Here is a 25,022-nt window from a genome sequence, read left to right as displayed (position 1 = left end):
GTGCCGAAAACTGGGCATCTCGTTCTGGGACTACCTGACCGACCGGATCGAGCAGCACGGGGCCATCCCTCCTCTGGCGGATATCGTCCGTGAGCGTGCCCTGGCGGGCGCCGCTGTGCCGTGAGTTATTGAGAAGTTACTCTCCATGGCAAAGGGACCAATGAAGACACTCGCCAAAGCCTGTACACCCCGCGACAGCATCTTCGACAAGGCGCGGCGCGACACCGTCCTCGACCTCTCCGACCTGGTCCAGGACCGGATCGACGCGGCGGCCTTTTTCAGCGAGAACCACACCACGGAGGGCATGCGTATCCTGTTGACCGAGGGCTTCCGACGGCTGGAAGGCAAGACGACGCAGGGTGTCTTCAAGCTCACCCAGGCCATGGGCGGCGGCAAGACCCATAGCCTCGTGGCCTTTGGACTGCTCGCCAAACACCCAGAGCACCGGGTCCCGGTCATGGACGACTTCTACACCCCGGGGGATTTGGGGCCGGTGCGCGTCGTTGCCTTCTCTGGCCGCGAGAGTGATACCCCGTTGGGAATCTGGGGCGCCATCGCCACCCAACTCGGCAAGAAGGGGCAGTTTGCGGACTACTACACACCGCTGTCCGCGCCCGGCCAGACCGCCTGGATCAACCTGCTTAAGGGCGACCCGCTCCTGATTCTGCTGGACGAGTTGCCCCCTTACTTCGAATACGCCAAGTCCAAAACCATCGGCAACTCGGACCTCTCGGTGGTCACCGCCACCGCGCTGTCCAACTTGCTGGTCGCCATCGGCAAGGACGAGTTGTCCAACGTCTGCCTTGTCATCACCGACCTCACGGCGACCTACGCGGGCGGCAGCCAGCAGATCATCCAGGCCTTGGGCGATCTGGACAAAGAGACCGGCCGTTCGGCGATGAGCCTGGAGCCGGTGCGCATGAACACGGACGAGTTCTACCAGATCCTGCGCCGGCGCATCTTCGCGGAGCTGCCGTCCAGGGAGGCCATCGCCGATGTGGCCCAAGGCTATGCCAAGTCCGTCCGCGACGCCCGCCAGATGGATGTCACCAACGCCTCGCCCGAGCAGTTCGCCGCGCGGGTGACCGAGTCCTACCCCTTCCACCCGGCGATCCGCGACCTCTACGCCCGCTTCAAGGAGAACCCCGGCTTCCAGCAGACCCGCGGTCTGATCCGGCTCATGCGCATCGTCGCCTCCCGTCTGTGGGAGAACGGCGCGGCGGACCGGGCCTACCTGGTCAGCGCCCACGACATCGACCTCAACGACCGCGAGACCCTGTCCGAGATCAACCAGATCAATAGCAGCCTGGAGAACGCGGTCTCCTACGACATCGCCTCCGGCGGTCAGTCGGTCGCCGAGGTCCTGGACACTAACCTGGGCGGCAGCGATGCCCAGGACGTGATGAAGCTCCTGCTGGTCGCGTCCTTGAGCAATGTCGCGGGCGGGACCAAGGGCCTCACCCTCCCGGAGATCATCGCCAACCTCTGCGCCCCCGGCCGCGACATCTCCAAACTCAAGAACGAGGTGCTCAACCGCCTCGTCACGACCGCCTGGTACCTGCACGCGGGGCGCGACGGACGCCTCTTCGTCAAGAATGTCCAGAATCTGGTTGCCAGGCTGCGTACCACCGCCGAGAGCTACCTGCATGATCAGTCGCTGAAGGAGCTGCGCGAGCGCCTCGCCGAGTTGTTCAAGCCGGAGACCGGGTATTGTTACCAGAAGGTCCAGGCCCTGCCCGCGGTGGATGAGATCGACGTGACCCAGGACCGGACCGTCCTGGTCATCGCCAATCCCCACCCCGGCGGGCTCAACCCGGATCTGACGACGCTCTACGACAATATCGACTTCAAGAACCGCATCTGCTTCCTGACCGGTCAGCGCAGCTTCGACTCACTGCTCAACGCCGCCAAAGAGCTCAAGGCGATCCGCCACATCATTGACGAGTTGAAGTCCGAGGGTACCCTGGACAACGACCCCCAACTCGTTCAGGCCCGCGACCTCCTCGACCGCATCCAGAACCAGTTCGGCAGCGCGCTGCGCGAGACCTTTGCCACCCTCTACTACCCGAGCGCCCAGCGCCTCATGTCCGCGGACTTCCCCATGGAGTTCACCGCCAACAAGTACGACGGCGAGGACCAGGTCGTCCGCACCCTCAAGGGCAAGATGAAATACACGGAGGACGTGACCGGCGACACCTTCGTCAAGAAGGTCGAGGCCCGTCTCTTCACCCAAAAGGTCATGCTCTGGAGCGAGATCAAACGCCGCGCGGCCACCAGTCCCGCCTGGCAATGGCACCGCCCCGACGCGCTGGACAAGCTCAAGGCCGACGCGCTGCACCGGGAGGTCTGGCGCGAGGACGGCGGCTATGTCGAGAAAGGCCCGTTCCCCCAGCCCGTCACCCAGGTCAAGATCCAAGAATTGTCCCGCGACGACGACACCGGCTGCGTGAAGCTGCGTGCCACGCCGGTCAACGGCGACACCGTCTATGTGGAGATCGGTGCACCGGCCACCGCCGCATCGCAAAAGCTATCGGGGCGCGACTACGAGACCGACGAGTTGATCGTCTCCTTCCTGGCCGTCGACTCCACCGGCAAGCACGAGACCGGCGAGCCAGTCACCTGGAACAACCGCATCACCATCAAGAGCCGGGTCTACGGCAGCAGCGAGGATAAGCGAGTGGAGTTGCGCACTGCGCCGCCCGCCCCCACGCGCTATACCACGGATGGATCGGATCCCAAGGTGGCCGGCGGTGTCTATGACGACCCCTTCGCGGTACCTGGAGGCAGTCGTTTCGTCCTCGCCGTCGCGGAGGACAAGGGCATCACCTCTGAGACCCATAAGGTGTCCGTCGACTGGGGACCAGGCCCGGACCCGGTCATCGAGAAGCCCATCGACCCAGACCAGCCCGCTACCTGGCGCCCCTTGAGTCGTCCTGAGAAGATTTTCCATTTCAGCACGACGCACAGCGCATACGGATTCATCGAGCGACTGAAAAAGCACGGGGGCAAGGCGGCAGCCCAACGGATTGCTGTACTCGACGGTCAATGGGCGGAGTTGACGCTTGCCGACGAAATGCTGCTCGACACAGATCAGATCCATGCCACGGTGGAGCACCTGCGCTCCCTCGTCAGCGAGGGCGAGGTGAGTATCGAAGCCTCCGCCCTCTGGTTTCCCACCGGCCAACAGCTTTTGGACTATGTCCACGACATCGCCGTCGAGCTGCCCCGTGGCGAGGTCGAGCAAGCATAATGTGCGCGTCCGCATCAAGCGAGAGCGAATGACTCACACAAAGGCACGGGAGAAAAGAATGACTCGCACAAAGGCACAAAGAACACTAAGAAGAGAAAAAATGGCTCCATATTCATTATTTATCTTTGTGTTCTTTGTGTCTCCGTGCGAGAACTCTTAACGATTCATGTCTCCGCGTGAGAAGTCCTAAAGATGAATGAGAACGAAATCGGACGCCTGGTCATCGACTGCGCAATTCAATTGCATCGGGATCTGGGGCCGGGGCTACTCGAATCTGTATATGAAGTGGTCCTGGCGCAGATGCTCCGCGAGCGGGGGCTGAAGGTGGCGCGACAGGTTCCTATCCCGATTGTCTATCGCGGCATCACATTCGAAGAAGGGTTCCGTGCAGACGCAGTCGTCGAGGAAAAGGTTCTGCTGGAGTTGAAATCCGTAGAGAAGACCACAAAAACACATAGCAAACAGGTCATTACCTATCTCCGTTTATCGGGTCTGAAGCTGGGTTATCTTCTCAATTTCGGCGAAGCCCTGATGAAAGACGGGATCGAGCGCATCATCAACGGACAGATCGAGTGACTCGCGTTAGAGGAAAGAATGACTCACACAAAGGCACAAAGAACACCAAGAAGAAAAAAGCATGACTGCAGATTCATTATTTATCTTTGTGCTCTTTGTGTCTCCGTGTGAGAACTCCTGAAATGACTCACACGAAGACACCAAGAGAAAAATGGCTGAAAACCTATTATCAATCTTTGTGTCTCCGTGTGAGAATTCTTAATTCTGATGCCCCAGTGCGAGCGTTTCCTGAATGGCAATAGCGAAAAAGCCGGTGTGTCTTGGGTTCGGCTTCTGCCCCGAGGAATCCGCGCACCATTTCCTGGTCACCATCCCCGCCGGAAACCGCGAGGACGTGCTGATTTCCGAGCATTTCACCTGGGATGCGGACGGGACCGCCAGCCGCCCGACCTTCGCCCTGGGCGAGGCCGAGGGCAAACTGCGCGTCATGCTGCCCCGCGCCAAGTGGGACGCCATCGCCGATGAGGTCCGGGTCGAGATCAACAAGCGCCTGAAACAGGACGGCATCAAGTCCGGCAGCTGGAAGACCGGGGCCAACCCCGTCTCCCGCCTGTTGGGCAAGGAACTGGTGCTGCTCGCCTGGGCGATCGAGGAGGCCGACCCGGCCCTGATCCCCGCCGCGATCAGGAACTGGCTCGGCCTGGTCCCTGAGGAGCGCTGGTGGCTCTACACCATGACCAGCGCGGCCACCGGCCATGCCATCCAGGGGCGCGGCAAGGGCTGGCGCAAGGCGGTACGCTATGCGCTCACCGAGAATCCGGTGTCCGGCCTGTCACACGAGCCCCTGCCTGTGTTTGAATTGCAGCGACACCAGGCATCCCCGGCGCTGCCCGTTCCTACACCGGCCCCAGCCGAACGCAAAGCCGTCCGCGCACCGCGTCGAGCCAAGACGAAGGAAGCCCAACCCGAGCGCTGAGCCCGTTTTTCCTGCCTTCCCCTTCGTGGGGGTGGAACCCTTGAGACCAGCGATGCCGTCTTACACCCAAATCCGGAAATTGCTCACACCAAGACACGAAGAACACGAAGAACACAAAGTAAACACATTCTTGAAAACAGTGGGTTGATCACTGTATAGGTGATCGCCGCGACCCGCGTTGAAAAAGCTTTGTGATCTTTGTGTCTTTGTGTGAGAACTGCTCTTTCCAGGTTAAAGAGATCCCGCCATGGCCATTTCCAGACAACAGCTTTCCGAAGAGATTGCCTTGATCCCAGACGATAAGATCGCCGAGGTCTTCAGCATCGTCCACCGTTACCGTGTCGATCTGGAAAGCGCACCTGCCGGCGGCAGCGCGCAAGCCAATGACTTCGCGGGCATCTGGGAGGACATGCCGGATGGAGTATTCCAGGAATTTCTGCGCGAACGTACTCGCTCGGCCCCACAATGACGAAGGTAGATCGCAGCACCAGCAGGATGCCCGTGTGCCCATTGTCACCGGCGCCAGGCAGATCACTGAAGAATATCTCGCACAAAGACACAAAGAGCACCAAGGTGCTGCGGCATTCGATTCGCTTATCTCTTGCTAATGGATTCTCTTTGTGCCCTTTGTGTCTTTGTGTGAGTATCTTCTTGGGAATAGCCGCATGAGCATGGACAATGACCTTACGTTCATCGAGACCCAGTTCCCCGTCTCCAAGCTCTCCAAGGAGAGCTACAAGGAGCGCATGGGCAACAGCAGCCAGACGCTGACCGGGTTGGGTAAGTGGTGGGGCCGCAAGCCCCTGATCCTGGTTCGCGCGGCCATCCTCGGGCTCCTGATGCCCGCATCGAAAGACCCCAGGACGGACCGTGCGGTCTTTCTCAAGCTGTTGACGATGGACGATGCCGGCCTATGGCGCCGTAAGTCCAAGAACATCGCACTCAAAGATGCCTACGCCCTCCTGACACCGGCGGAGCGCAACGAGTGGTTCAAGCCTGGGACAGACCCGGAGCGCCCGCGGCTGCGCACGGGCATCGACAGCACGGGACGGGAGGAGGTCCAGCGGCTCGCCTTCCAGCGGCTCAACTATGATGACAAACTCGTCTACTGCGACCGTCCGGAGCATGTTGACGGCCCCTCGCTGGAAGCATGGGCCAACATCAATATCCATCTGGGCACCAGTGCTGCGAGCCTGGCCGGGTTGGTCCTCGAACTGGGTAAGCGCCGCTTTGGTCACACGCCAAGAGTCGGGGATGCCTTCTGCGGCGGTGGCAGCGTCCCCTTCGAGGCCGCCCGCCTGGGGTGCGATGCCTACGGCTCGGACCTCAACCCGGTCGCCGCCCTCCTGACCTGGGCGGGCCTGAATATCATCGGCGGCGGTCCCGCCGTCGCCGGGCGTGTCCGCGAGGCCCAAGAGGCCGTCTATCAAACCGTCGACCGCCAAGTCACCGAATGGCGTATCGAGCACAACGCGGTTGGCTGGCGTGCGGACGTTTACCTCTATTGCACCGAGACCCGCTGTCCGGACTGCGGCTGGATGGTGCCGCTGGCGCCGTCTTGGGTGATTGGCGAAAAGACCCATACCATTGCGCGGCTCGTCGCGAAGAATGACTCGCACAGAGACACAAAGAACACAGAGAAGGATCTTTGTGGCTTTGTGTCTCCGTGCGAGAATTTTTTTTTCATTGAAATTCATCAGGGTGTGAGCGAGGACGATCTGCGGACCGCGAGCGTCGGCACGGTTCGTAGCTCCCGCTTGCATTGCCCGCATTGCGGCGAGTCAACGGCCATGAGCGCCATTCGCGGCGACCGCCGCGGTGACGGCGGCGCCTACGGATTGCGCCAGTGGGAGAACGCCGACCTGATCCCGCGGCCGGACGACATTTTTCAGGAACGCCTCTACTGTATCCGCTGGCGCCTGCCGACCTTGGATGCACTGCTGTGGGCCGAGCAGCACGAACGGGCCGGCAAGCCCGCCGCACGGCCGGTGCCGGATTGGGTCACCCTGGACGACGCCATCGCGGCCCTGGCCGAACTGCTGGATGGCAGTGACCGCCTGGATCTGCATGAGTTGCGCGCTCGGGATTGGCTGAACGAGGATGCGCAGCTTGAGGCGGCCGAGGCTATCTTGAAGGAACTGCAAGCGACCAAGGCGCCGAAGGCAACATTGGACGCCCAGCGCCGCATCCTGACCGATCTGCGCCAGGCCCAGGCCCAGCGGCTGGCGGATTTGCAAACGCTCGGGAACCAGGTTCCCGGCGCCCTTTACCGTGGATGTGATGCGCAGGACCTGCAACGGGAGGCGGGGGCGCTGGCGTTGCTGCGCGAACGCTTCGCTGACTGGCAGGCCCGCGGCTTCATCCCCAGCCGACGCATCGAGCCGGGTGACAAGACCGACGAGCCACCGCGAACCCGCGGCTGGACGCATTGGCATCATCTCTTCACGCCGCGACAACTCTTGATCCATGGGCTCATCCAGGCGGAAAGCGGGCTGGACCCGGTCATCGATTCCTTGCTGGCAACAGCCAATCTGCTGGGTTCCGGACGCTGCGGCGATTGGGATTCCCGCCTGTGTCGCTGGTGGACGGACGCGGGTCATGAGAAGGTAGTACAGACCTTCAGCAATCAGGCGCTCAACACGCTCAACAACTTTGCGGCCCGATCGCTGCCGACGCTTCGAGACAGCTTGTACTTGGATGTAGCGCCATCCACGATCACAGGTCAGTCCGTGGTGGCTGTCACCGAGGTGCGCACACTGACGGCCGAGTGCGCAATCTGGATCACCGATCCGCCCTATGCCGACGCCATCAACTACCACGAGCTGTCGGAGTTCTTCCTCGCCTGGTACGAAAGGCACTTGCCCCGGATCTTCCCCGACTGGTATCCGGACAGCAAACGGGCGCTGGCCATCCGGGGCTCCGGCAAAGCGTTCCGCCAGGGCATGGTGGAGGCCTACGGCAACCTGGCCCGGCACATGCCGGATAACGGGATGCAGATCGTCATGTTCACCCACCAGGACGCCGGGGTTTGGGCGGACTTGGCCTTGATCCTGTGGGCGGCCGGCCTGCGGGTGACTGCCGCCTGGACCGTAGCGACGGAGACGCCCTACGGCGGCAAGGAGGGCAGCAACTACGTCCAGGGCACCGTGCTCATGGTCCTGCGCAAGCAGACCTCAGACGCGGTCGCCTTCCTGGACGAGATCGTCCCCCAAGTGGAAATCGAGGTCGAACAGCAACTCAAATCCATGCTGGGACTGGACGATCGGGAGGACCCCAACTTTTCCGCCGCCGATTATCAGCTCGCCGCCTATGCCGCGGCGTTGCGGGTGCTGACCCAGTACCAGGGCATCGAGGACATCGACGTGGCCTACGAACTGGCCCGCGAACGCAAGCGCGGCGAAGTCTCGCCGATCGAGCGCATCATTGAGGACGCGGTGAAGACCGCGAGCAATTATCTGGTGCCCGAGGGCATCGAGCCTCAGCTCTGGAAGCGGCTTTCACCCGAGGAGAAGCTCTATCTCAAGTGTCTGGAGGTCGAGTCACACGGTGACTATCGCAGCGGCGTCTTCCAGGAGTTCGCCCGCGGCTTCGGGGTGCGGGACTACCGCTTTATGCTGGAGAGCGGCAAGGCCAACCAGACGCGGCTCAAGACGGCCACCGAGTTCAAGCGCAGGGACTGGGGCACCGAGGGCTTTGGCTCATCGCTGCTGCGCCACATGCTATTCGCCGTCTACCAGAGCGCGGACCAGGACAGCACCAAGGTCGGCCTGACCTACCTCAAGACCGAGATCCCGGATTACTGGGCGCGCCGCGAGATCATGGTCGGGATGCTCAGCTTCATCGGTCGGCTGCCGATCCCGCACTGGAGCCGGGACGCCGAGGCGGCGCGCCTGCTTGCGGGCACGCTCGAGAACGATCATGTATAAACCGTATCACTCGGCATCTTGACCGCTTCAGGATGAAGAATGCTCACACAAAGACACAAAGCGCACAAAGAATGAAGTCCTTTTCCTTTGTGTTCTTTGTGTCTCCGTGTGAGTCATTTATTCGCCGTAGTGAGTGCGGGCGCGCAGCACCATGACCACCAGCTCGTCGCCATGGATGGCGTAGACGATACGATCCTGATAGCTCAAGTGCACCGAATAATACCCCTTGAGCGGACCAACCAGGGGCTTGCCGGAGTAGGGGTCGATCGCCAGGCGGTTGCGGACGATGTCTTTGAGCTTGGTGCGCAGCTTCGCGGTCAGCTTCTCGATGTCTTTCTCGGCCTGCCGGGTGAAGCGCACCCGATAGGTCACTGCGGCTCCCCGAACACCTCATCGAATGAGCGGGTATCGCCGGATTGCGCTTCCGTCTGCGCCTTCTTGAAGGATTCATTGAAACCAGGGGCAGACAACAGTTCCAGGGTTTCGATCAGGCTGTCGTATTCCGCCTCCGACATCAGGACCGCATCGCCCTGGCGATGACGGATGTGGTAGATCTCGTGGCGCTCATTGGCCCCACGCAAGAGATCGAACAGGCCCTTGCGGGCGTCCGTCGCGGTGAGTGTGGTCATAGCGGCTGAAAAAGCTGTACAAGTTTTGGTACGCTTAGACTAGGCGGAGATGGGCTCCCTGTCAACGACGGGCGGCTGGCCACCGCAACCATTCGCTTACAATCCGTCGGCGGCAGCGATGACCAAGAAAAGCAGTTCTCACACGGAGACACAAAGATCACAAAGATCTTCAATGCGATAGGTCGGTCGAGAAGGTCACCTGCGCGGTGATCGGCCCAATGCTTCCAATGACTTGTTTTGCTTTGTGTTCTTTGTGTCTCCGTGTGAGTAATTGCTGATGATCAACCGCTTCTCCTCCCGCCGCCAACGCCTGGACCGCAGCTTTCTGGCCGAGCGGCTGCGCGGTGCCCGCGGCTATGACCGGATCGCCGGGTTCTTCTCGTCCTCGATTCTGGAGGTGGCCGGGGAGGAACTGGAAGCGCTCGCCGGCCAAGTGCGGCTGGTCTGCAACTCCGGACTCCATCCCGAAGACGTCGCCACGGCGAAGAAGGCGGCCCAGGCGGCGATGCGGCGCGAGTGGTGCGATGCGGAGCCGGAGCGGTTTCCGGAAGCCGCGCGGCCCCGCTTTCAGCGCCTCTACGATTTCCTGCGCAACGGCAAGCTCCAGGTGCGCGTGGTCCCGGACGCCCACTTCGGTCTGATCCACGGCAAGGCGGGTGTGCTGACCCTGGAAGACGGGCGGCAGACGGCCTTTCTCGGGAGCGTCAACGAGTCCCTGACCGCCTGGCGCCTGAACTATGAGCTGTTGTGGGAAGACGACTCGCAAGACGCCGTGCGCTGGGTGCAGGAGGAATTCGACACCCTGTGGCATTCGCCCTTTGCGGTGGAGTTGGCCGACGCGGTGGTGCAGGACATCGGCCGGCTCGCGGCCCGCTCGGTGATCCCGGACCTGAAGGACTGGCGCGCGCGGCCCGACCCGGCGGCCCCGGTCATCGAGTCCCCCGTCTATCGCAAGGAGGTGGGCCTCTGGGAACATCAGAAGCACTTCGTGAAGCTCGCCTTCGACGCCCACCTTGGAACGGGTGGTCGTCCGCCCGGTGCGCGCCTGATCCTCGCCGATCAGGTGGGTCTGGGCAAGACCATCCAGCTCGCCATGGCGGCGCAGCTCATGACCCTGTCGGGTGATCGGCCGGTGCTCATCCTCGCACCCAAGCCGCTGATCTGGCAGTGGCAGGGGGAGTTGAAGACCCTGCTCGATATGCCCTGCGCGGTCTGGGACGGGCAGCACTGGGTGGACGAGAACGCGATCGAGCACCCGAGCGCCGGCCCGGAATCCATCCGCAAGTGCCCCCGGCGGGTCGGCATCGTCTCCACCGGTTTGATTGTCGCCGGTTCGGAGACGCGGGACTGGCTGGTCAACGGGCGCTATGAATGCGTGATCCTGGACGAGGCGCACCGCGCCCGGCGCCGCAATCTGACGGCCGGCAAGGAATACGATCCGGCCGAGCCGAACAACTTGCTGCGCTTCCTGTGGGACATCTCCCCACGCACACGCAGCCTGCTTCTGGCCACCGCGACCCCGGTCCAGATCCACCCCATCGAAGCCTGGGACCTGCTGGATGCCCTGGCCAGGGGCTCCGACGCGGTGCTCGGAGGGTATGGCAGTCTCTGGCGTAAACCCCAACAAGCGTTGGAGTTGCTGCTCGGCGCATCCGATCCACCAACCGACGACATCACCCGCTGGGCGTGGATGCGTAACCCGCTGCCGCCGGCCTCGGAGGGACCCGACTATAGCGCCCTGCGGCGGGTTCTGCGCCTGACCGACCAGGACATCAGCGCGCCGGGGGGCAGTTTCGACCAACTGAAGCCGCCCGACCTTACCCGCATCCGCCGCGTCTTCCCGCGCTTCGTGGAGCAGGCCAACCCGTTCATCCGGCATATCGTACTGCGTACGCGCGAGTACCTGGAAACCACCATTGATCCCGAGACCGGCGAGCCCTTCCTCAAGCCCGTGCAGGTGCGACTGCACGGTGAACGCGACCAGGACGCCGTCCCGCTGCCGCCCTTTCTGGAGGACGCCTATCGCCTGGCGGAGGAGTTCTGCCGCCTGCTTGCCGAGCGCGCCAAGTCCGGCTTCTTCCGGACCCTGCTGCTGCGGCGCGTCGGCAGCACCATGGAGGCGGGCCGCCGGACGGTGGTGAAGCTCCTCACGCAGTGGACGACGCTCGATGACGAGGAAGACGACGAGGACACCCTGGGGCAACTGCGCACCCTGACCACTGCCGAGCGGGCCGTGCTGCAACGCTTCCTCAAGGCCTTGGAGGCGAACCAGGAGCGGGACCCCAAGTACCAGATCGTGCGCGCACAACTCCTGGACCACGGCTGGCGGGAACTGGGCTGCATCATCTTCAGCCAGTATTTCGATTCGGTCTACTGGCTTGCCGAACAGTTGACGGCGGATCTGCCGGGCGAGGAGATCGGCATCTACGCCGGCGCCCGGCGCTCCGGGATCATGCACAACGGGGTCTTCACCGGCGCTCCGCGCGAGGTGCTCAAGGAGCGCGTCCGGCTGGGGGACATCCGGGTGCTGATCGGGACCGACGCCGCGTCGGAAGGACTCAATCTCCAGCGCCTCGGCACCCTGATCAATCTGGACCTGCCGTGGAATCCCTCGCGCCTGGAGCAGCGCAAGGGCCGCATCCAGCGGATTGGCCAATTACGCGACACCGTGGACATTTACAACCTGCGCTACGCGGGGTCGGTGGAGGACCGGGTGCATGAGCTACTCTCCGAGCGGCTGGAGAACATCGCCAACCTATTCGGGCAGATCCCGGACATCCTGGAAGACCTGTGGATCGACCTGGCCTTGGGCGAAGTCGATGCGGCCAGAAACACCATCGACGCGGTACCGCGCCGGCATCCGTTTCAGCTTCGCTACCATCGCGTAGAGCGAGTCGATTGGGAAAATTGCAGCCGCGTGCTGGATGCGCAGCAGCGCAAACGCGCCCTGTCGCACGGCTGGGGTGAAGACGAACGCTGAACGCTGACGTGTTTAAACCTGGAAAGAGCCACCGGCGCCGGGCAGAGCGTTGAAGACTATCTCACACAACGACACAAAGAACACCAAGGTGCTGCCACAATCGGCTCGCGCATCGTTTACTAATGGTTTCTCTTTGTGCCCTTTGTGTCTTTGTGTGAGTAATTTTTTGGGAGAAGCCGAGGGGATTCCCGCGAAAGGATCTACCGACCTGTAGGGGCGACTTCAGTCGCCCCTACATCTCCTACGGATCTTACGGGCAAGCGCCGTCGGGATGTTGTTTCCTGGAAATCGCTTTCAGTCCGACAGCCTGCTAGAGCCCCCTGCGGAGTTTGCTGCACGCACCACAGACGGAGGTCGAGGTTTCAGCCGGACGCGGCACCGCCGCCCGCTAAAGCGTCGGCCTCCGGTCGCGTCGCCCCGGTCACCGGAGGTTGAGACCGCGTGGTACCAAGTTCTTCGGAAATCACCTTAAACGATTTCCGTGAATAGGCATCCCGACTGCGCATGCGCAGAAAGCCTGTTGGGTTGTCGGGGCGGTAGGGGCGAATGAATTCGCCCCTACACGGCGGTCGATCCTTTCCCGGAAATCACACGGACGCCGCGGCCCCTACTCATCCAGCAACACCACCGCCAAAGCCGCGATCCCCTCGCCGCGGCCGGTGAATCCCAGATGCTCGGTGGTGGTGGCCTTGACGTTGACACGCGCGGGGGCGCAGCCCAGGTCGGCGGCGAGCAGGCCGCGCATGGCGGCGATGTGGGGGGCCAGCTTCGGGCGCTGCGCGATGATGGTCACATCCGCGTTGTGCACCGCGAGCCCCAGCCCGCCCAGGCTGGTCATGACCCGCTGGAGCAGGATGCGGCTGTCGATCCCGGCATAGGCCTGATCGGTGTCCGGGAAGTGGTGACCGATGTCGTCCAGACCCGCGGCACCGAGCAGGGCGTCGCAGAGGGCGTGGATGGCCACGTCGCCGTCGGAATGGGCGGCCAGCCCCTGGTCGTGCGGCACCGTGACGCCGCACAGGATCAACGGGCGCCCGGGGGCGAAGGCATGAACGTCGAAGCCCTGACCGATCAGCATGAGCGTGCCTGCATGTCGAGATAAAAACGCGCCAGGGGAAGGTCCTCGGCGCGGGTGATCTTGATGTTGTCCGCGTGGCCCTCGATCAACCGCGGACTCAGGCCGCTGCGCTCCATGGCGGAGGCGTCGTCGGTCACCAGAGCGCCGGCGGTGATCGCAGCGCGCAAGGCGTCGCGTAAGGGGCCGAGACGGAACATCTGCGGCGTAAAGGCGTGCCACAGGGCGGCCCGATCAATGGTCGCGGCGATCCGGCCGTCGGCGTCCGCACCCTTCATGGTGTCGCGGACCGGCACGCCCAGGATGCCGCCCACCGGGTCGTCGGCGAGTTCGATGATGAGTCGATCCAGGTCTGACCGGCGCAGACAGGGCCGGGCGGCGTCGTGCACCAGCACCCAGTCAGCCGGATCGGCCTCGGCCGCCAGGGCATCCAATGCGTTCAGCACGGAATGGCAGCGCTCGGCGCCACCCTCCACCTGGCGTACCTTGGGGTGTCCAACATAGGTCGTGGTCGGCCAAAAGCCATCCTCCGCACCCAGGGCAACCCAGACGCCGCTGATCCGCGGGTCGGCGAGAAAGATGCCAAGCGTCCACTCGATCACCGGCCGCCCCGCCAGATCCAGATACTGCTTCGGAATGGCGGCACCGAGTCGCCGGCCAACGCCGGCGGCCGGCACCACCGCCCAGATTTTTATGGTACTCAATGAATGGCCAAGTGCTTTGATTGAAGTTGATTCGCGTGCATTGCGGGCGTAGTCCGCGCAGCGGACCCCACGGTAAGCGGTGCGGACCGACGACCGACGACCGACGACCGACGACCGACGACCGACGACCGACGACCGACGACCGATGATCAAGACCTCATTTCGTCGGCGCCGCCGGTACCGCCGCCTCCACCTTGGGCCGCTCAATCACCTGGATGAACGCCTCACCCGGCTTGATCATGCCCAGCTCGCCGCGTGCCCGCTCTTCCAGGGCGGCCTCTCCGCCGCGCAGGTCCTCGACCTCCGCCTGCAGTTCCTGGTTGCGCGTCCGCAGGCGGTCCAAATCCTGGCGCTGCGCGGCGATTTCCTGTTGCAGCCCATGCAGATCCGCGAGGCTCCCCGCCCCGACCCAGAGCCGGTATTGGAGAGCCACGACCAGCGCGACCAGGACGAGGATCAGCAGGCGCATGAACGGGCGCGGCAGGGTGCCGACCGCGGACCAGAGCCAACTGGTCCGCGGTGCGGTTAACTCACAACCAGCGGAAAGCGCCGCGTCCGGCATAGACCGCCTCGTCACCCAACTGGTCTTCGATGCGCATCAACTGGTTGTACTTGGCCACCCGGTCGGAACGCGACAGCGATCCGGTCTTGATCTGACCGGCCGCGGAGGCCACCACCAGGTCGGCGATGGTGGTGTCCTCGGTCTCACCGGAGCGGTGAGAGACCACTGCGGTATAGCCCGCGGCATGGGCCATGCCGATCGCCTCCAGGGTTTCGGTCAGGGTGCCGATCTGGTTGACCTTGATCAGGATGGAGTTGGCGATGCCCTTGGAGATGCCTTCCTGCAGGATCTTGGTGTTGGTGACGAAGAGGTCGTCACCGACGATCTGCACCCGGCTGCCCAGACGCTCGGTCAGCCGCTTCCAGCCGTCCCAGTCGCCTTCCGCCAGACCGTCCTCGATGGTGATGATCGGATACTGGTCGACCCAGCCCTTGAGCATTTCGATCACGCCGTCGGAATCGAGCTTGCGGCCCTCGCCTTCCAGGTCGTAGACGCCATCCTTATAGAACTCGGAGGCGGCCACATCCAGCCCGAGATAGATGTCTTGACCGGCCTTGAAGCCGGCCTTGCCGATCGCTTCCAGGATGACGTCGACCGCGGCCACGTTGGACGGCAGGTCAGGGGCGAAGCCGCCCTCGTCACCGACTGAGGTCGCCAGACCCTGGCCCTTGAGGACCGACTTCAGGGCGTGAAAGACCTCGGCACCATAACGCACCGCCTCGCGGATATTCGGGGCGCCGACCGGCAGGATCATGAACTCCTGGAAGTCCACGCTGTTGTCCGCGTGCTGGCCGCCGTTGATGATGTTCATCATCGGCACCGGCAGCCGATAGGGACCGGCGGAGAGCGAACGGTAGAGCGGCAGGGCCTTCTCTTGAGCGGCGGCATGGGCGGCGGCGAGCGACACGCCCAGCAGGGCGTTGGCGCCGAGCCGACGCTTGTTGTCGGTGCCGTCCAGACTGATCATGCAGCGGTCGATCGCCGCCTGATCGGTGACTTCGAGACCGAGCACGGCCTCGCGCAGTTCACCGGCGATGTTGGCAACCGCGGTGAGCACACCTTTACCGCCGTAGCGGCTCTTGTCTCCATCGCGCAGTTCCAACGCCTCGCGGGAGCCGGTCGAGGCACCCGAGGGGACGATAGCGCGGCCAATGGCGCCCTCGGCAGTGATGACATCGGCTTCCACCGTGGGGTTGCCGCGTGAATCCAGGACTTCACGGGCACGGACGTCGACGATCTCAGACATGGCGCGGATCTCCAGTTAACGAACAAACAGATTCAAGGGGTAACACGTCGATCAATGGGACAGTCAGGCGCCCTGCCGCGGCGCTACCGGGCGTCCGCCGGGGCTTCACCCCACGGGCGGCCAGGCGTCTGACGGATCCTCTTCTTCTACCTCGGTGTCCTCCCTGACACATCAGTCTACAGACCAGCTTCCACGAAACCCGCGGATTTTACCAGCCGGTCAATCTCGACCAGGGTCGTCAAGAGCTCGCGCATCCGGTGCAGCGGCCACGCATTGGGTCCGTCGCTCAAGGCGTCCTCCGGACGCGGATGCGTCTCCATGAAGAGTCCGGCGACCCCCGCGGCCACCGCGGCACGCGCCAGCACGGGCACGAACTCACGCTGGCCACCCGAGCAGGCACCCTGCCCCCCTGGCAACTGCACCGAGTGCGTGGCATCGTAAACCACCGGGCAGCCGGTCGCGCGCAGCACCATGAGTGAGCGCATGTCCGACACCAGATTGTTGTAACCGAACGAGACACCGCGCTCACAGACCATGATGTCATCATTGCCCACCGCGCGCGCCTTGTCCACGACATGCTGCATATCCCAGGGGGCGAGGAACTGACCTTTCTTGATGTTGACCGGCCGCCCCTGGCGGGCGACCGCCTGGATGAAATTGGTCTGCCGGCACAGAAAGGCGGGGGTCTGGAGCACATCGACCACCGCCGCGACCTCGTGGAGCGGCGTGTCCTCATGGACATCGGTGAGGATCGGCACGCCGAATTTGGCGCGCACCCCCTCCAGGATCTTGAGTCCGGCGGCCAGACCGGGCCCGCGAAAGCTTGCCGTGGATGAGCGGTTGGCTTTGTCGAATGATGACTTGTAAATGAATGGGATGCCGAGCGCGGCGGTGATTTCCTGCAGGGTGCCGGCGGTCTCCTCGGCCAGGGACGCGCTCTCGATCACACAGGGACCCGCGATCAGGAACAGCGGGCGGTCGAGCCCGACCTCGAATCCGGCAAGCTGCATCATGGGGTCTCGGCTCCGACCGGCGCCTGCTGCGTCCGTTGCTGATCGAGCGCGGCCTTGATGAAACCGCAGAACAGCGGGTGACCGTCGCGCGGCGTGGAGGTGAACTCGGGGTGGAACTGGCACGCGATGAACCAGGGGTGATCGGGGATTTCGATGATCTCCACCAGCCGGTTGTCCAGCGACCATCCGGACAGGCGCATCCCTGCATCCTGCATCAGGTTGAGGTAACGGTTGTTGAACTCATAGCGATGCCGGTGACGCTCGCGGATCTGCGGGCTGCCGTAGACCGCCCGCGCCAGGCTGCCCGGCTCCAGCCGACAGTTCTGCCCGCCCAGTCGCATGGTTCCGCCAAGATCGGACTGTTCGTCGCGGGTCTCGACCTGGCCGTGCTCGTCGCGCCACTCGGTGATCAGCGCGATGACCGGGTGCGGCGTCTGGCGGTCGAACTCGGTGCTGTGGGCGCCCTCCAGCCCGCAAACGTCGCGAGCGTACTCGATCACGGCGACCTGCATGCCGAGACAGATCCCGAGATAGGGCACACGCTGCTCACGGGCAAATCGCGCGGCCAGGATCTTGCCCTCGATGCCGCGCTCACCAAAACCGCCGGGGACCAGAATCGCGTCCAGCCCGACCAGGCTGGCCGTGCCGTCACGTTCCAGGTCCTGCGAGTCGATGTAGACCACTTCCACCCGGGTATCGGTATGCACACCGGCATGGGCCAGCGCCTCGGACAGCGATTTGTAGGCCTCGGTCAGATGCATGTACTTGCCGACCATGCCCACCCGCACCTGGCCCGCGGGATGGTCGAACCCGTGCAGCACCCGGTCCCACTCGCTGAGATTCGCCTCGCCGACCTCAAGGCGGAACTGCCGCACGACCAGTTCGTCGAGCCCCTGCGCATGGAGCAGACGCGGGATGCGGTAGATGTTGTCCGCGTCCGCCGCGGAGATGACGGCGTTCTCGGGCACATTGGTGAAGAGCGCGATCTTGCGGCGCTCCTCATCCGGAATCGCCGTCTCGCCCCGACACAGCAGGACATCCGGCTGGATGCCGATGGAGCGTAACTCCTTGACCGAGTGTTGGGTGGGCTTGGTTTTGATCTCCCCGGCGGTGCGCAGAAAGGGCACCAGGGTCAGATGCATGAAGAGCGCGTTCTCGCGGCCCTCCTCAACCCGCATCTGGCGGATCGCCTCCAGAAACGGCAGCGACTCGATATCGCCCACGGTTCCGCCGATCTCCACCATGGCGATGTCGCAACCGGCGGCGCCGAGCCGGATGTTGGCCTTGATCTCGTCGGTGATGTGCGGGATGACCTGGACCGTGCGGCCCAGATACTCGCCGCGGCGCTCCTTGCGGATCACGCTGTCGTAGATCTGACCGGTGGTGAAATTGTTGTGGCGTCCCATGCGGGTGCGCAGGAAGCGCTCGTAGTGGCCGAGATCCAGATCGGTCTCGGCACCGTCGTCGGTGACATAGACCTCGCCATGCTGGAACGGACTCATGGTCCCCGGGTCCACATTGATGTAGGGGTCCAGCTTGATCATGGTGACCTTGAGGCCGCGCGCTTCCAGCAAGGCCGCCAGTGAAGCCGAGGCGATGCCCTTGCCCAGCGACGAGACGACGCCGCCGGTTACGAAGATGTACTTGGTCATAAGCGGTCAACAACGCGATGAACTGATCCAGGGCCGGGCCCGATTATCCCCGACACGCTACCAAATTCGCCGCAACCCCTCAATGCGCCCTCTCGATCGGTACCCTGAAATCGGTGCGCTGCCCGCGATCGACCAGGGCGACCGGGCGTCGGCCGGCGGCGCAGACACTCGGGTTGCTCCAATAGTTTACCTATCAAATCGGCTAACAGACGCGTATAGTCCGGGAGCGCGTCAAAAATGAAACGCAGGCCAGGTCACGATCTTCGATCGGCGGCCGCCTCCCACCCGAATTACTACTACATTTATCAGGAGCATCGACAGATGCAGAAATTTGCCAAGTTGATCAGTGTCGTCGCCATCGCCGGCGCGGCTGCTTTTGCCGCGAACACCGCGCAGGCCTGGGGCGGGCCGGGCGGCTGGGGTCCCGGCGGCGGCAACAACAACGGCGGCGGTTGGGGGGACGGCAGCGGCATGGGCGACATGTGGAACGACATGATGGGTGACGGCTCCGGCGACTTCAACATGAACATGAGCGGCAGCGGCGCCGGCACCGGGCGCGGCTATGGCCGCGGTTACGGACGCGGCGACGGGCGCGGCTACGGCAACGGCTACGGCAATCAGGGTTACGGCGGCTATCCTGGCTACGGCTACGGCGGCGGCTACCCCGGCTACGGCGGCGGCTATCCGGGTGGCGCTTACGGCGGCGGCTATCCGGGCGGCGCTTACGGCGGCGGCTATCCCGGCTACGCGGCACCCATGGCCCCGATGGGTCCGATGGGTTCTTACGGCGCCCCCCCGGCTCCGCCCGCCCCGCCGGTCGCCGAGACCAGATAACTAGCAGGCGTCCGCGACGCCACCGGCCGCGCCCGCCAGGCGCGGCCTTTTTTTTGCGTGGAACCTGCGCTTCGACCAACCGCTGCCGCTCCGGCTGCCCGTTGTCGTCATCCACGGCAAGTGCGAATCGACTTTGACTTGATCCAGATCAAAGGTTGCCCTCAATATAGAGCATTGAGAACACGCCAACTTGGGGCCGCCGTCTTGAATCAGCGCAACATCCTTTCGTTCGAGACGCTTCGGGTCGCCTGCAAAAATTGTTCGGTGGGCGCCCTCTGCCTGCCGCTGGGGCTCGAACCAGAGGAGGTTGGACGGCTTGAAGACATCGTCAAGCGGGCCCGCCCGCTGCAACGCGGTGACTTCCTGTTCCGGGACGGTGACCGCTTCCGCTCGCTTTACGTGGTGAAGACCGGCTCAGTGAAAAGCTACGCGCCCAGCGCGGAAGGCGGCGAACAGGTGCTGGGCTTCCATCTGCCGGGGGAGATCATCGGGCTCGACGCCATCGACAAGGACGCCCATGCCTGCTCCGCCAAGGCCCTGGAGACCTCCGCTCTCTGCGAGATCCCCTTTCCCCGTCTGGAAGAACTGAGCACGGTGATCCCCAGCCTCCAGCGCCAGATGTACCGGCTGCTGAGCAAAGAAATATCCAACGAAACCGACATGCTGCTCTTGCTCGGCAAGAAAAGCGCCGAAGAGCGGCTGGCGACCTTCGTGCTGAACATGTCCAAGCGCCTGCAACAGCGCGGCTTGTCGCCAACCGACTTCCATCTGAGCATGTCTCGCCATGAAATCGGCAACTATCTCGGACTCGCGGTCGAGACCGTGAGTCGACTCTTCACCCGCTACCAGGATGACGGGTTGATGGTCGTCGACCGCAAGCACATCCAACTGATCGATCTCGACGCGCTGGAGTCCCTGAGCAACGGCAGCGGACCCACGCGTCAGCAGCAGCGCAACTAAGGTGATTTCCGACAATTTGGATACCTGTCAATGTAGGTGCGACTTCAGTCGCACCTGCGTCCGAATCGGTGCGACTGAAGTCGCACCTACATCCGAGCCGGTGGTGGGTGGTATCCGGTGCTCCGGAAATCAACTAAAGTGATTCGCGGGCGAGGATCTGAGGATCTACCGATGTGTAGGGGCGACTTAAGTCGCCCCTACAGTCTTAAATTCCTGGAAATCGCCTAAGTTCTAAGCCACAGGCACCCATCCGCACTGGCGGCGTCGATGGCGGCAAGCCGAGCGGCGTGAGCACGCTGCGCCGCCTCCCCGGCCGCGATGACCGGCAGCCGCTGACGCCCCGGGTCGAGCCGGCCGCGCTGAGTCGACAGGCTGCGCTGCCCGGACGCGGTACCGGCCTCGCCACCCAGGTGCATCACGACCTGACCACCGGTCATGGCGAGATAGACGTCGGCCAGGATTTCGGCGTCGAGCAAGGCGCCGTGCAAATCCCGGTGCGTGTTGTCTACCCCATAGCGCTTACACAAGGCGTCCAGACTGTTGCGCTGGCCGGGGTGCAGCCGCCGTGCCATCAGCAGCGTATCGTTGATTTCGCAGAGGTCGCTGATCCGCGTCGCGTCGGCACGCCAGCGCACCAGCTCGTGATCCAGAAAGCCGATATCAAAGGCGGCGTTATGGATGATCAGCTCGCTGCCGGTCACATAGCGCAGGAAATCCTCCGCAACCTCCGCGAACCGGGGCTTGTCGCGCAGGAAGTCGTTCTCGATCCCGTGGACCGCGACCGCATCGGCGTCGATCTCGCGATCGGGCTGAAGATATTGGTGGAAATTGTTGCGGGTGAGGCGGCGATCAATCAGCTCGACACAACCGATCTCGATCAGACGATGACCTTCACGCGGGTCGAGACCCGTGGTCTCGGTGTCCAGGACGATTTGGCGCATGGGCAGGGGGGACTCCTTCGGACCGGATGTCAGAGAAAAAGATAATCAGCAAAACAGGGCCAATAGGAAACGCCTTTGGCGTCTTGGCCGTTGTCGTTGTCGTTGTCGTTGTCGTTGTCGTAATCGAGATTATGGTGCCGAGTGGGCTTTGATCCGTGTTCCGGTCGATGCCCGGGCGTCGCGCACTGGAGCTCGAGGCTTTACCGTGACAGTCACCCAACCGCCCGTGGGAGCGGCGTCCCGCCGCGACGGGGCCGGGCGCGCAGCCGCGAAGTTCGAGGCCACCGCGGCACCGCATCGCGGCGGGACGCCGCTCCCACGGGGGACTTTCAGGTAGTGCATGCCCGAATCGAATCGCTTCTCCGATTACGACAACGACAACGACAACGACAACGACAACGACAACGACAACGATAACGATAACAAAGTCTCCTGGGCCTCAACCGACCTCGCCGCGCGGGATACCCTGATTCGCCAGCCGATCGGCGCGCTCGTTGTCAGGATGACCGGTGTGACCCCTGACCCAGTGCCAGTCGACCTGATGGGGCGCCAAAGCGCCGTCCAGCCGCTCCCACAAATCGCGGTTCTTCACTGGCTTGCGTTCGGCGGTCATCCAGCCGTTGCGCTTCCAGCGGCTCATCCACTCGGTCACACCGCGCTTGACATACTGCGAGTCGGTGGTAATCGCGATACAGGTCGGGCGCTTGAGCGACTCCATCGCCGCGATCACCGCCATCAGCTCCATCCGGTTATTGGTCGTCTGGTGCTCCCCGCCGCACAACTCCTTCTCGGTCTCACCAAAGCGCAGCAAGGCCCCCCAACCGCCAGGCCCCGGATTGCCTTTGCATGCGCCATCGGTAAAGGCATGAACAACCTCAGTCATCGACACTCCCCTTCATCATTCCCCTCCACCCCACCGCTGCGGCGGTCTGCAACAGCGACACATGACATTTGGTTGCGGGCGCTCGGCTCGATCGCCCCACCCGGCAGCAGCGCACGGCGCGCGCTCCAGGAGGGCCGCAACGGCGTCAAAGTCGAAACCCGCTTCACCGCCTTGATGACATAAACGCCGCCCAGGGCCGGCCAGAGCGCGCGACCCAGGGTATCGAGGACCGCCAGCCGCGGACTGAGCGCACCATGGATCGGCGGCCGAAACATGATCTGTTTGCGAACCTCGATGTCGAATCCCAAGAGCGACAACCAATCCTCGACCCGGTACGGGGTCAGGAAATGCCCGCACCAGGGGACGCGCCGCCGATAACGATAGAGGAACCGCAACAGGCCCCAACTGCTGAGCGCGTTGAACCCGAGAATGATCACCCGCCCCTCGGGGATCAGCACGCGCTCCACCTCGCGCAGCACCAGACGGGGATCCGACACGAAGTCCAGGGTATGCGTCAGGAGTGCCGCGTCGACGCTGTCGGCCGCGATCGGCAAGGCCACCGGGTTGCCCACGACCTGGAGTCCGCCGGGCCCGGCCGGTGCGCGACAGGGCAGCAGGACGCGATGGCGGATGCGGGTCTCGGCTAACACATCCCGAAAACAACTGCCGACGCCGACCTGGACCAGATAGTACCCGAAGGTATCGTGCAACATCTCTTCCAGGCAGGCCGCCTCCTGGACCGCGACGGCCTTGCCCAGCGGCGTCCGATACCAGTTTTCGAAACTTGCCAACGGATAGCCCGGGCCTTTGCAAGCGGTCATGTGAATGCCTCTCAAGAGGAACCGCCGCCGCGCGCGACGCCCCCGCGGTGCAGCGAAGCACCGCACCGCGACGCACCGCCATCGTGAATCCGGGCACACGCCGATCCTGGCCGACCCCGGACGGAATCAGTCGGACAGGTTCATCCAGCGTCTCCCGAAGCGCCTCATGGTACCCAGTATTTGTCGCGCTGTCCCCGCCGCCCCGTGGCGCAAGACCGTGCCGTACGTCTGGTAATGACTGCCGTCTTTGCGTATCATACGAGTGATTACCCGTAAGAAGCTATGTAAAGCAAGCACTTACGCTTAGATCGGGGGTTTTTTATGCGCTTTTCCAAACCACTGGTACGCCGCTTTGGCGCGCCGTCTGCCCTATTTCTCGCCATTTCCGTCATCAGCGGCTGCGCCAGCAACCAAGATCGGTTCATGGCCGCCGACGACGGCTACGGCGACATGGTGTCGGCTCGTGAGTACGGTTATGTCCGTCCCGCGGGGGAGGCAAAACGCTTCGCGCGGCGAGACGCCGTGCCCCAGGGAAGCTACGGTGACCTCTGGACCAAGGTCCGTTCCGGCATGAAGCTCAATCTCCATGCCAATGCCCGCATCGACGCCAAGGTCGACAGCTTCCGCCGCGACCCGCAGTATCTCGCCAAACTCTCGGAGCGCGCCAAGCCCTACCTGCATGTCGTCATCGGCGAAATCCAGCGGCGCGGACTGCCCGCCGAGTTGGCCCTGTTGCCTCATGTCGAAAGCCGCTACAACCCGGCCGCCACCTCACCGGTCGCCGCGGCCGGCATGTGGCAGTTCATGCCCTATACCGGCCGTGAGATGGGTCTGCGGCAAGACGCCTGGCGCGATGAACGGCGAGACATTCTGGCCTCCACACGGGCGGCCATGGACTATCTGCAACAACTCCAGCGCCGCTTGGGCGGCGATTGGGAACTGGCCATGGCCGCTTACAACTGCGGTCCGGGCCGGGTGGAGTCCGCGCAAGCGGCCAACCGGGCGCGCGGCAAGCCGACCGACTTCTGGTCACTGAACCTGCCGGGCGAAACCGAGAATTACGTGCCGCAGATTCTGGCCGCCGCGCGGCTGGTCGCGGAACCCGCGAAGTATGGCCTGCGCCTGCCGCCGGTACCCAGCGCACCCCAGCTCGAAGTCGTCCGTACCGACCGCCCCATGGACCTGGTGCGGGTGGCCCAGGCCAGCGGCGTCGGACTCGCGGAAATCCAGAAGCTCAACGCCGGCGTCAAGCGCGGCCAAACCTCGCCCGAAGGGCCAGGGCAAGTGATCGTTCCAGCCGGCACCGGTCACCGCGTGACGGCGGTCCTGCCCCAGGCACGGGTCATGGCCGCCACGGCCCTCTCCGGCGGATCGTACGCACCGGCACTCGCCGCGGCTGTCCCGCGGGCGCGCCCCGCCTCAGTTGAGTCCAAGGTCTATGTCGTCAAAGCAGGCGAGACCCTGGCCGCGGTCGCCCGCGCCCGCGGAGTCGACCTCACCGAACTGGCCGAGCTGAACGCCATGGCGCCGCGCGAGCCCCTGCTGCCCGGGCAAACCCTGCGCGTTCCCGGCAGCGCCGACAGCGCCATCCCGAGCAGCAGCACCCTGGTCACCCATCGGGTGCGCAAGGGCGAGTCGCTCGACGCCATTGCCCGCCGTTACGGTGTCACCGTCGACGAACTGGTACGCTGGAATCCGGTCGCGGGCAACGCGGAACCGCGCAACGGCGCGGTGATCCGCATTTATCGGCGCACGTCCGAGTTCGCTTCCTGATCGACCCCAAGCACCGCGACATCCGGTCCTGACGTATGTCGAACGCCGCTGACGATCCCCCGGCACCGCTGGAGCTGACCAGCAGCCGGGCCATGGCGCGAATGCGTTTCGACCTGACCTGGCAGTGCCCGCACGCACGGCACCAGGACAGCCTGGTCGCGACCAAACTCAACCTCTGGCGGGACCTGTTCCCGCCGGGGCTGGATGCGCGGGTGATGGGACAGCCGCGCGGCCACCGGCTTGAGCAACGGTTTACCCCCGGTGAACTGGTCGAATCCTGG

At 63.8% G+C, this 25,022-nt stretch carries 20 protein-coding genes and 1 pseudogene; 10 read left to right on the top strand and 11 right to left on the bottom strand.

Going from position 1 to position 25,022, the window contains the following annotated elements; translation table 11 throughout:
- The first annotated feature begins 145 nt into the window (after positions 1–145).
- The 5 genes from QZY03_RS28570 (at position 146) to QZY03_RS28550 (ending at position 8,668) form a co-directional block, all read left to right on the top strand.
- Entirely contained in the window at positions 146–3,250 is a 3,105-nt protein-coding gene (locus tag QZY03_RS28570; protein WP_295587233.1) for a DUF499 domain-containing protein, read from the top strand.
- Between the two features lie 192 nt (positions 3,251–3,442).
- On the top strand, positions 3,443–3,826 hold the full coding sequence (locus tag QZY03_RS28565) for a GxxExxY protein (RefSeq protein ID WP_295587232.1): 384 nt from the start codon (positions 3,443–3,445) through the stop codon (positions 3,824–3,826).
- 232 nt (positions 3,827–4,058) lie between these two features.
- On the top strand, positions 4,059–4,742 hold the full coding sequence (locus tag QZY03_RS28560; protein WP_295587231.1) for a DUF3780 domain-containing protein: 684 nt from the start codon (positions 4,059–4,061) through the stop codon (positions 4,740–4,742).
- 247 nt (positions 4,743–4,989) lie between these two features.
- Positions 4,990–5,211, top strand: a complete 222-nt coding sequence (locus QZY03_RS28555) for a hypothetical protein (protein WP_295587229.1) — start codon at positions 4,990–4,992, stop codon at positions 5,209–5,211.
- 196 nt (positions 5,212–5,407) lie between these two features.
- Positions 5,408–8,668, top strand: a complete 3,261-nt coding sequence (locus tag QZY03_RS28550) for an anti-phage-associated DUF1156 domain-containing protein (RefSeq protein WP_295587227.1) — start codon at positions 5,408–5,410, stop codon at positions 8,666–8,668.
- A gap of 117 nt (positions 8,669–8,785) precedes the next feature.
- On the opposite strand, the gene QZY03_RS28545 is transcribed toward QZY03_RS28550, so the two are convergent.
- Positions 8,786–9,040 (bottom strand): type II toxin-antitoxin system RelE/ParE family toxin, encoded by a 255-nt coding sequence (locus tag QZY03_RS28545; RefSeq protein WP_295587225.1) that lies wholly within the window; start codon positions 9,038–9,040, stop codon positions 8,786–8,788.
- Complete coding sequence (locus QZY03_RS28540; protein ID WP_295587223.1) at positions 9,037–9,297, bottom strand: type II toxin-antitoxin system Phd/YefM family antitoxin; 261 nt, start codon at positions 9,295–9,297, stop codon at positions 9,037–9,039. Before QZY03_RS28540 ends, QZY03_RS28545 begins: the two co-directional genes overlap by 4 nt.
- 277 nt (positions 9,298–9,574) lie before the next feature.
- Here QZY03_RS28540 and QZY03_RS28535 point away from each other — a divergent pair, with 277 nt between their 5' ends.
- On the top strand, positions 9,575–12,277 hold the full coding sequence (locus QZY03_RS28535) for a phospholipase D-like domain-containing anti-phage protein (protein WP_295587221.1): 2,703 nt from the start codon (positions 9,575–9,577) through the stop codon (positions 12,275–12,277).
- Positions 12,278–12,884: 607 nt separating this feature from the next.
- Here QZY03_RS28535 and ispF read toward each other — a convergent pair.
- The 6 genes from ispF to QZY03_RS28505 form a co-directional block, all read right to left on the bottom strand.
- A complete protein-coding gene (gene ispF, locus QZY03_RS28530) occupies positions 12,885–13,355 on the bottom strand; it encodes a 2-C-methyl-D-erythritol 2,4-cyclodiphosphate synthase (protein ID WP_295587220.1) in 471 nt (156 codons plus the stop codon).
- The gene (ispD, locus tag QZY03_RS28525) at positions 13,349–14,056 is read right to left on the bottom strand and encodes a 2-C-methyl-D-erythritol 4-phosphate cytidylyltransferase (RefSeq protein ID WP_295587218.1); all 708 of its coding nucleotides are present in this window, start codon (positions 14,054–14,056) and stop codon (positions 13,349–13,351) included. The genes ispF and ispD overlap by 7 nt, the downstream gene beginning before the upstream one ends.
- Before the next feature lie 157 nt (positions 14,057–14,213).
- Positions 14,214–14,618, bottom strand: coding sequence for a cell division protein FtsB (gene ftsB, locus QZY03_RS28520; RefSeq protein ID WP_363170206.1), 405 nt, complete (start codon positions 14,616–14,618; stop codon positions 14,214–14,216).
- Positions 14,587–15,864: a phosphopyruvate hydratase gene (eno, locus tag QZY03_RS28515; RefSeq protein ID WP_295587216.1), complete on the bottom strand. Its 1,278-nt coding sequence runs from the start codon at positions 15,862–15,864 to the stop codon at positions 14,587–14,589. Before eno ends, ftsB begins: the two co-directional genes overlap by 32 nt.
- Before the next feature lie 176 nt (positions 15,865–16,040).
- On the bottom strand, positions 16,041–16,874 hold the full coding sequence (gene kdsA, locus QZY03_RS28510) for a 3-deoxy-8-phosphooctulonate synthase (protein WP_363170209.1): 834 nt from the start codon (positions 16,872–16,874) through the stop codon (positions 16,041–16,043).
- Positions 16,874–18,529 (bottom strand): CTP synthase, encoded by a 1,656-nt coding sequence (locus QZY03_RS28505; RefSeq protein ID WP_295587212.1) that lies wholly within the window; start codon positions 18,527–18,529, stop codon positions 16,874–16,876. Before QZY03_RS28505 ends, kdsA begins: the two co-directional genes overlap by 1 nt.
- 321 nt (positions 18,530–18,850) lie before the next feature.
- Here QZY03_RS28505 and QZY03_RS28500 point away from each other — a divergent pair, with 321 nt between their 5' ends.
- Entirely contained in the window at positions 18,851–19,363 is a 513-nt protein-coding gene (locus QZY03_RS28500; RefSeq protein ID WP_295587210.1) for a sulfur globule protein CV1, read from the top strand.
- Between the two features lie 204 nt (positions 19,364–19,567).
- A complete protein-coding gene (gene fnr / locus QZY03_RS28495) occupies positions 19,568–20,323 on the top strand; it encodes a fumarate/nitrate reduction transcriptional regulator Fnr (protein WP_295587208.1) in 756 nt (251 codons plus the stop codon).
- 224 nt (positions 20,324–20,547) lie between these two features.
- On the opposite strand, the gene dnaQ is transcribed toward fnr, so the two are convergent.
- From dnaQ to QZY03_RS28480, 3 genes are all read right to left on the bottom strand, one after another.
- Positions 20,548–21,264: a DNA polymerase III subunit epsilon gene (dnaQ, locus tag QZY03_RS28490; protein ID WP_295587206.1), complete on the bottom strand. Its 717-nt coding sequence runs from the start codon at positions 21,262–21,264 to the stop codon at positions 20,548–20,550.
- A gap of 439 nt (positions 21,265–21,703) precedes the next feature.
- Complete coding sequence (gene rnhA, locus QZY03_RS28485; RefSeq protein ID WP_295587204.1) at positions 21,704–22,147, bottom strand: ribonuclease HI; 444 nt, start codon at positions 22,145–22,147, stop codon at positions 21,704–21,706.
- Positions 22,144–22,968 (bottom strand): class I SAM-dependent methyltransferase, encoded by an 825-nt coding sequence (locus QZY03_RS28480; RefSeq protein ID WP_295587202.1) that lies wholly within the window; start codon positions 22,966–22,968, stop codon positions 22,144–22,146. Before QZY03_RS28480 ends, rnhA begins: the two co-directional genes overlap by 4 nt.
- Positions 22,969–23,391: 423 nt before the next feature.
- Here QZY03_RS28480 and QZY03_RS28475 point away from each other — a divergent pair, with 423 nt between their 5' ends.
- Together QZY03_RS28475 and QZY03_RS28470 are read left to right on the top strand one after the other, a co-directional pair.
- Positions 23,392–24,741 carry a transglycosylase SLT domain-containing protein gene (locus tag QZY03_RS28475; protein ID WP_295587200.1) on the top strand — a complete coding sequence of 450 codons (1,350 nt, stop codon included), beginning with the start codon at positions 23,392–23,394 and terminating at the stop codon, positions 24,739–24,741.
- Positions 24,742–24,776: 35 nt separating this feature from the next.
- Positions 24,777–25,022, top strand: a pseudogene (locus tag QZY03_RS28470) (SAM-dependent methyltransferase); the annotation flags it as partial.

The organism is uncultured Lamprocystis sp., from assembly GCF_903933125.1.
Taxonomy (GTDB): domain Bacteria; phylum Pseudomonadota; class Gammaproteobacteria; order Chromatiales; family Chromatiaceae; genus Thiodictyon.
The sequence above is the reverse complement of the archived record's forward strand: the minus strand, read 5'-3'. Positions and strand labels throughout refer to the sequence as shown.